We start from the raw sequence: 6,391 nt of genomic DNA, 5'->3' as shown, positions 1-6,391 counted from the left end.
AAGCCTTTCAGCGCCGATGGTACTGCAGGGGGGACCCTGTGGGAGAGTAGGACGCCGCCGAACAATTTTTAGCCTCAGTCCCCTGGATCTTTATGATCCGGGGGGCTGAGGCATTTCTGCGTTCAGGGCTCCTAAGCTGGAGCAATGAGATATGACCTTGTCATTTTCGACAACGACGGTGTGCTCGTCGACAGCGAACCGGTCGCGAACACCATCCTGGCCGGCTATCTGAGCGAGCTGGGGCACCCGACCTCGTACGAGGACTCCCTGCGGGACTACATGGGGGCGGCGGTGCACCGCGTGCACGATCTGGTGCTGGAGAGGTCGGGGCAGCGGCTGCCGGAGGATTTCGACGCCACGCTGCACGCACGGACGTTCGCCGCGTTCGAGCGGGAGCTGGAGGCGGTGGAGGGAATCACGGATGTACTGCGGAAGCTGGTCGCGGACGGGGTTCCCTACTGCCTCGCGTCCTCGGGGAGCCATGAGCGGATCAGGGTCGGACACCGGAGGACCGGGCTCGATCGGTGGTTCCGTGACGAGATCGTCTTCAGCGCGCAGGACGTGGGGCGCGGGAAGCCGGAACCCGATCTCTTCCTCCACGCGGCGGCGCGCATGGGAGTGGCCCCGGAGCGGTGTGTGGTGGTCGAGGACAGCGCCCTGGGCGTGCGGGCCGCTGTCGCCGCGGGGATGGATGTGTACGGCTTCACCGCGATGACCCCGGCGGACAGGCTCATCGGGGCGAAGGGGTACTTCGGTTCCATGGCCGAGCTGCCGGCCCTCCTCGCGTGAACCGGGGCCCCGAGGCGAAAGACCCGGCCGATACGGTGGCGGACATGAGCAGCCGGGTGTTGTTGATGTGGGACGAGGCGCTGACGAAGTACGACTTCGGGGAGAGCCATCCGATGGACCCGGTCAGGCTCGCGCTGACCATGGGGCTGGTGCGGGCCTATGGGCTGGACCGGGCCGTGGACGTGGTGTCCGCGAGGTCGGCCGGCGATTCGACCCTCCGGCTCGTGCACCGGGCCGACTATGTGGCCGCCGTCCGGGCCGCGTCCGCACGGCCCCGGGCGGCGGACCCGGCGTACGGGCTGGGCACGGTGGACGATCCCGCCTTCGCCGGGATGCACGAGGCGTCGGCGCTGATCGCCGGGCAGTCCGTGGGGGCCGCCGAGGCGGTCTGGCGGGGCGAGGCGGCGCACGCGGTGAACTTCGCCGGCGGGCTGCACCACGCGATGCCGGGGGCGGCGGCCGGCTTCTGCATCTACAACGACGCCTCGCTCGCCATCGCCAGGCTGCTGGAGCTGGGCGCCGAGCGGGTCGCGTACGTGGATGTGGACGTGCATCACGGGGACGGCGTCCAGGCCGCGTTCTGGGACGATCCGAGGGTGCTGACGATCTCGCTGCACGAGCACCCGAGGACGCTCTTCCCCGGGACCGGCTGGCCCGAGGAGACCGGTGCGGCCGGGGCGGCGGAGGGGAGCGCCGTCAATGTGGCGCTGCCCGCCGGGACGGGGGATGAGGGGTGGCTGCGGGCCTTCCACGCGGTGGTGCCCGAGTTGTTGGCCGATTTCCGGCCACAGGTACTGGTGACCCAGCACGGGGCCGATACGCACTTCGAGGACCCGCTGGCGCATCTGGCGGTCTCCCTGGACGCGCAGCGGGCGGTCCAGGAGGCCTGTCACTCGCTGGCGCACGCGTACGCGGAGAACGGCCGGTGGATCGCGCTCGGCGGTGGGGGGTACGCGGTGGTGGATGTGGTGCCCCGGTCGTGGACTCATCTGGTGGGGATCGCGGCGCACAGTCCCGTTGAACCGGATTCGATGATTCCGGAGGGGTGGAGGGATGAGGTGTATGCGCGGACGCGGGAGTCGGGGCCTCGGAGGATGACGGATGGGAGGAGGCCGGTGTGGCGGGAGTGGGGGGAGGGGTACGATCCCGCGGATCGGCTGGATCAGGCGGTGTTGGCGACGCGGCGGGCGGCGTTTCCGTTGCGAGGGTTGCTGGCTCAGTGAGGGGGGCGCCTTCCGGCGCCTTCCGGCGCTTTCCGGTGGGTGGTCCCGGCCGGTCCGGCCTCTGAGGACGGACCCTGCGCGACAGGTCCCCGCACCACCGTCAGCCCGTCCGACACCCTCAGCCTGTCCGGCGTTTGAGGACGGACCCTGGTCCACAGGCGACCCGAGCGATCCCAGCCCGTCCGGCGATTGAGGACGGACCCTGGTCCACAGGTGCCCGCGCGGTGCGGGTCACGGTCGGGGGCCAGCCCCCGAACCCCCGCTCCTCAATCGCCGGAGGGGCTTGGGTTGCTCAGGTCGCCGGCGGGGCTGGGGTGGGCGGCCCAAACGCCGGAGGGGCTTGGGTTGCTCAGGTCGCCGGCGGGGCTGGGGTGGGCGGCCCAAACGCCGGAGGGGCTGGATTTCGTGCCTCGGCTCGGACGGAGGCGCTGGAAGTCGTGCTGCGGCCCAGTCTGAGGGGCTGGGTGGGGTGGGATTAGGCCGATTGTGCGGTTGGTGTGGGGTAATTCCGTGGTGGGGGGTGGGCTGCGGCAGCATCGGGTGGGTGTTGAGCATCGAAGCGCTTCGGGCCCATCTCCTGGCCACCCGGCTGGCCGGAACCGTGCGTACCCTTCGGGAGGAGAGTCTGCGGAGCTACCGGCTGTTCGCCGCGCGCGACCCCCGTGTCACCCTCGGGCTCGTTCCCGGTCGTGACTGGAGCGATCGCGAGGTGATGGCGCTGATGGCCGAGAAGTGCGGGGTCTCGGCCGACCCCGCCCATGTCACAGGGCCCGATGTCATCGACCCGGAGCGGACGTTGCGGGCGCTGGACGCCTTCGCCCGGCGGCTCGGGGAGGTGGCGGCCCGCCGGGGAGCGGTGCTGCTCGGGACCGGGCATCCGCACCGGCTGCTCGGCTTCTACGCCGGGCTGGCAGACGCTTTGTCGGCGGCGGGCTGCCTCGTCCTCACCCCCGCGCAGGGGCGATGTGTCGACATAACGACCCGGTTCGGCGTACGCACGTGTGCCATCGATTACGTAGGGGGAGTCGCGTTCGTGCGAGAGTCCGGCGCGCGGCCAATCCATGGTGAAACCGGCGCACACACCCATTCCCCCCTCCCGGTCAGGGCGGTCCTGGAGGAGTTGGCGGCCGGTGGGGGACCCCTGCCCGATCTGGTCATCGGGGACCACGGATGGGTCTGCGGGGCAGGTCAGCTGGGTTTTGTGGCAATCGGACCAGCCGACACCGACGACCCCGCCCTCTTCGTCGGCGAGGCCGAGGGGATCGTGGCCGTCGCCGTCCCGCTTGATGACTCCGTGCGGTCCTCTTACTACCGACCGCTGACACGCTATGTACTCAATCGGGCGTGTCTGTCACAGTAGGCGGCCGATGGCTGCTCCTCTTCCCCACTCGCACCACCCGCCCCTAGTCTGGGGAGTGAGCGCACAGCGACGAAGAGTCACCGGAGGGGAAGCCGGTGGGCGTCTTGTGCGGAAGGTACAGGTGGGTCATGGCTGCTGGCAGCGAGAGGCCTCTCAACGAGGTCAAGTTTCTTACCGTGGCGGAAGTCGCCTCGGTGATGCGGGTGTCGAAGATGACGGTGTACCGGTTGGTGCACAGCGGTCATCTGCCGGCGATCCGGGTGGGGAGGTCCTTCCGCGTACCGGAACAAGCGGTGCACGACTACCTCCGCGAGTCCTTTGTGGGGGTGGAATCCGCATAGCGGAGCGGGGTGGCTGCCCTCGGATTACAACCTCGATGCTCAGGCGGGTAGGCTGGACCGACGTAGGTCGTGTGGGCCCAGACGCCCCGCACCGAGTGAAGAGAAGTGAGCGAGGGTAGTCGTGGGCTCTGTTATCAAGAAGCGGCGCAAGCGGATGGCGAAGAAGAAGCACCGCAAGCTGCTCAAGCGCACCCGCGTTCAGCGCCGTAACAAGAAGTAGGCGGCAGCTGTACGTGTCATCGCGGCCCTCCCACCATCATGGTGGGAGGGCCGCGGTGTTTTCCCCGGGCTCCGGGCGCTTCCGGGCAAGCTCCTCGCAAAGGAGCGGCCCGTGGGCGTCACAGCACTTCGGCGAACCGCTACGGTGACGCTGGGAGTGGGCCCATTTCGACCTCAGGGAAGGCGCTGGTCTTGGGAAAGGTCGTGCTCGTCACCGGTGTGGCCCGGCAGCTCGGCGGCCGTCTCGTGCGGCGGGTCCAGCGCGATCCCGAGGTGGAGCGGGTGATCGCCGTGGACGCCGTGGAGCCCGCGCACCATCTCGGCGGTGCCGAGTTCGTCCGCGCGGACATCCGGCTTCCCGCGATCGGCCGGGTCCTGGCCGAGCACGGCGTCGACACCGTCGTCCATCTGGATGTCACCGGCACCCCGCTGGGCGCCGGCGGCCGGGCGGCGGTCAAGGAGACCAATGTCATCGGCACCATGCAGCTGCTGGGGGCCTGCCAGAAGTCGGCCACCGTCCGGCGGCTGGTGATCAAGTCCAGTACGAGCGTGTACGGCTCCGCTCCCCGCGACCCGGCGGTCTTCACCGAGTCCACTCCGCCCAAGTCCCTGCCGAGCGGTGGCTTCGCGAAGGACGCAGTGGAGGTGGAGGGATATGTCCGGGGCTTCGCCCGGCGCAGGCCCGATGTGGCCGTGTGCGTCCTGCGCTTCGCGAACATCCTCGGTCCGTGCGCCGACTCGCCGCTCGCCGAGTACTTCTCGCTGCCGGTCCTGCCGACCGTCTTCGGCTACGACCCGAGACTCCAGTTCGTCCACGAGGACGATGTGATCGATGTGCTGCGGATCGCGCTGCACGAACCGCGCAGGGCCACCCTGAACAGCGGCACGTTCAACATCGCGGGCGACGGCGTGCTGCTGCTGTCGCAGTGCGCGCGGCGGCTGGGACGGCCCACGGTGCCCGTGCTGCTGCCGGCCGTCACCTGGATCGGCTCCGCGCTGCGCACGGTCGGGGTCACGGACTTCTCGCCGGAGCAGATCCGGCTGCTGACGCACGGCCGGGTGGTCAGCACCGTACAGATGCGCGAGACACTGGGGTTCGCGCCGAGATTCACCACCACCGCGGCCTTCGCCGACTTCGCCCGCAGCCGGGGACCGGGGCTGCTGCCGCCGGAGTCCCTGGCCAGGGCCGTGGACCGGGTGGGGGAGTCCCTCGGGGACGCCGAGCGGCAGAACGCCGGGGCGGTCCGTACCGTACCGAGCGGCGCCGGAGAAGGAGCGTAGGCAACGATGGCGGACGCCAAGGTGATTCCTTTCGACGACGACCGCGCGCGGGGTGGTGGCAGCGGCGGCGGACAGCGCCCGGCGCGCCGCCGGCCCGCGGCGGGCACCCCGGGCTCCGGCGGTGCCGCGGCCCCGTCGGGCGCGGACGGCGGGGAGGGCGGACCCCGGGTGGTGCGCCAGTCCCCGGTCGTCAGCCCGCTGCCCGGGGCACGGGCCCCGCGGGAGGCGGCGCCCGGCCCGGCCGACGGCGCCGGCCGAGGTGGCGGCGGCGGGAGCCTGGACCGGCGGATCGCGGACGGGCTGGCCTTTCTGCGGCGCCGGATCACCGGTGAGTACGAGGTCGACGAGTTCGGCTACGACGAGGAACTCACCGACCAGGTCCTGATGACCCTGCTGCGCCCGCTGTACGAGAAGTACTTCCGGGTCGAGGTGAAGGGCATCGAGAACATCCCCTCCGAGGGCGGGGCGCTGGTGGTGGCCAACCACTCCGGCACCCTCCCGCTGGACGGGCTGATGATGCAGGTCGCCGTCCACGACCAGCACCCGGCCGGCCGTCATCTGCGGCTGCTCGCGGCCGATCTGGTCTTTGTGCTGCCGGTCGTCAATGAACTGGCCCGCAAGGCCGGGCACACCCTGGCCTGCGCCGAGGACGCCGAGCGGCTGCTCCAGCGGGGTGAGGTCGTCGGAGTGATGCCGGAGGGCTTCAAGGGCATCGGGAAGCCGTTCAGCGACCGCTACAAGCTTCAGCGCTTCGGCCGCGGCGGATTCGTCTCCACGGCGCTGCGGGCGGGCGTGCCGATCGTGCCGTGCTCGATCGTCGGCGCGGAGGAGATCTATCCGATGATCGGGAACGCGAAGACCCTGGCCCGGCTGCTGGGTATTCCGTACTTCCCGGTGACGCCGACCTTCCCGTGGCTGGGGCCGCTGGGGGCGGTGCCGCTGCCGACGAAGTGGACGATCCAGTTCGGGGAGCCGATCGAGACCAAGGGGTTCTCGGCGGACGCGGTGGACGATCCGATGCTGATGTTCAATCTGACGGATCAGGTGCGGGAGCAGATCCAGCACACGCTGTACAAGCTGCTGGTGCAGCGGCGGTCCGTCTTCTTCTGACCGGTCCTCCTCCGGCCGGCCCGGTGGTCACCGGACCGGCCGGAGAGCGCGGAGGGCGGGCGGCGCCG

At 70.5% G+C, this 6,391-nt stretch carries 7 protein-coding genes; all 7 read left to right on the top strand.

The features are described from left to right. Nucleotides 1-144 precede the first annotated feature (144 nt). The 7 genes from ACWCRA_RS30100 to ACWCRA_RS30070 all read left to right on the top strand — a co-directional run bounded on the left by ACWCRA_RS30100 (nucleotide 145) and on the right by ACWCRA_RS30070 (nucleotide 6,323). A complete protein-coding gene (locus tag ACWCRA_RS30100; RefSeq protein ID WP_351547154.1) occupies nucleotides 145-789 on the top strand; it encodes an HAD family hydrolase in 645 nt (214 codons plus the stop codon). Nucleotides 790-833: 44 nt separating this feature from the next. Continuing rightward, nucleotides 834-2,012: an acetoin utilization protein AcuC gene (locus tag ACWCRA_RS30095; protein ID WP_351547156.1), complete on the top strand. Its 1,179-nt coding sequence runs from the start codon at nucleotides 834-836 to the stop codon at nucleotides 2,010-2,012. Nucleotides 2,013-2,556: 544 nt separating this feature from the next. Beyond that, nucleotides 2,557-3,372: a phosphatase gene (locus ACWCRA_RS30090; protein WP_451069087.1), complete on the top strand. Its 816-nt coding sequence runs from the start codon at nucleotides 2,557-2,559 to the stop codon at nucleotides 3,370-3,372. A 128-nt stretch (nucleotides 3,373-3,500) separates the two neighbouring features. Continuing rightward, a complete protein-coding gene (locus ACWCRA_RS30085; protein ID WP_003958488.1) occupies nucleotides 3,501-3,713 on the top strand; it encodes a helix-turn-helix domain-containing protein in 213 nt (70 codons plus the stop codon). A gap of 121 nt (nucleotides 3,714-3,834) precedes the next feature. Next, nucleotides 3,835-3,933: a 30S ribosomal protein bS22 gene (locus ACWCRA_RS30080; protein ID WP_003948845.1), complete on the top strand. Its 99-nt coding sequence runs from the start codon at nucleotides 3,835-3,837 to the stop codon at nucleotides 3,931-3,933. A gap of 191 nt (nucleotides 3,934-4,124) precedes the next feature. Further along, nucleotides 4,125-5,213: an NAD-dependent epimerase/dehydratase family protein gene (locus tag ACWCRA_RS30075; RefSeq protein ID WP_351547163.1), complete on the top strand. Its 1,089-nt coding sequence runs from the start codon at nucleotides 4,125-4,127 to the stop codon at nucleotides 5,211-5,213. A 6-nt stretch (nucleotides 5,214-5,219) separates the two neighbouring features. Continuing rightward, nucleotides 5,220-6,323 (top strand): lysophospholipid acyltransferase family protein, encoded by a 1,104-nt coding sequence (locus ACWCRA_RS30070; protein ID WP_451069086.1) that lies wholly within the window; start codon nucleotides 5,220-5,222, stop codon nucleotides 6,321-6,323. The last annotated feature ends 68 nt before the right edge of the window (nucleotides 6,324-6,391 follow it).

The sequence above is a fragment of the Streptomyces sp. NPDC001889 genome (assembly GCF_053594535.1).
This window is presented reverse-complemented; position numbering and strand designations above follow the sequence as displayed.

What these genes read in the sequence shown, in the direction of transcription:
- ACWCRA_RS30100 (WP_351547154.1), top strand. Translation starts at nt 145, where the DNA reads ATGAGATATGACCTTGTCATTTTCGACAACGACGGTGTGCTCGTCGAC.
- ACWCRA_RS30095 (WP_351547156.1), top strand. Translation starts at nt 834, where the DNA reads ATGAGCAGCCGGGTGTTGTTGATGTGGGACGAGGCGCTGACGAAGTAC.
- ACWCRA_RS30085 (WP_003958488.1), top strand. Translation starts at nt 3,501, where the DNA reads ATGGCTGCTGGCAGCGAGAGGCCTCTCAACGAGGTCAAGTTTCTTACC.
- ACWCRA_RS30070 (WP_451069086.1), top strand. Translation starts at nt 5,220, where the DNA reads ATGGCGGACGCCAAGGTGATTCCTTTCGACGACGACCGCGCGCGGGGT.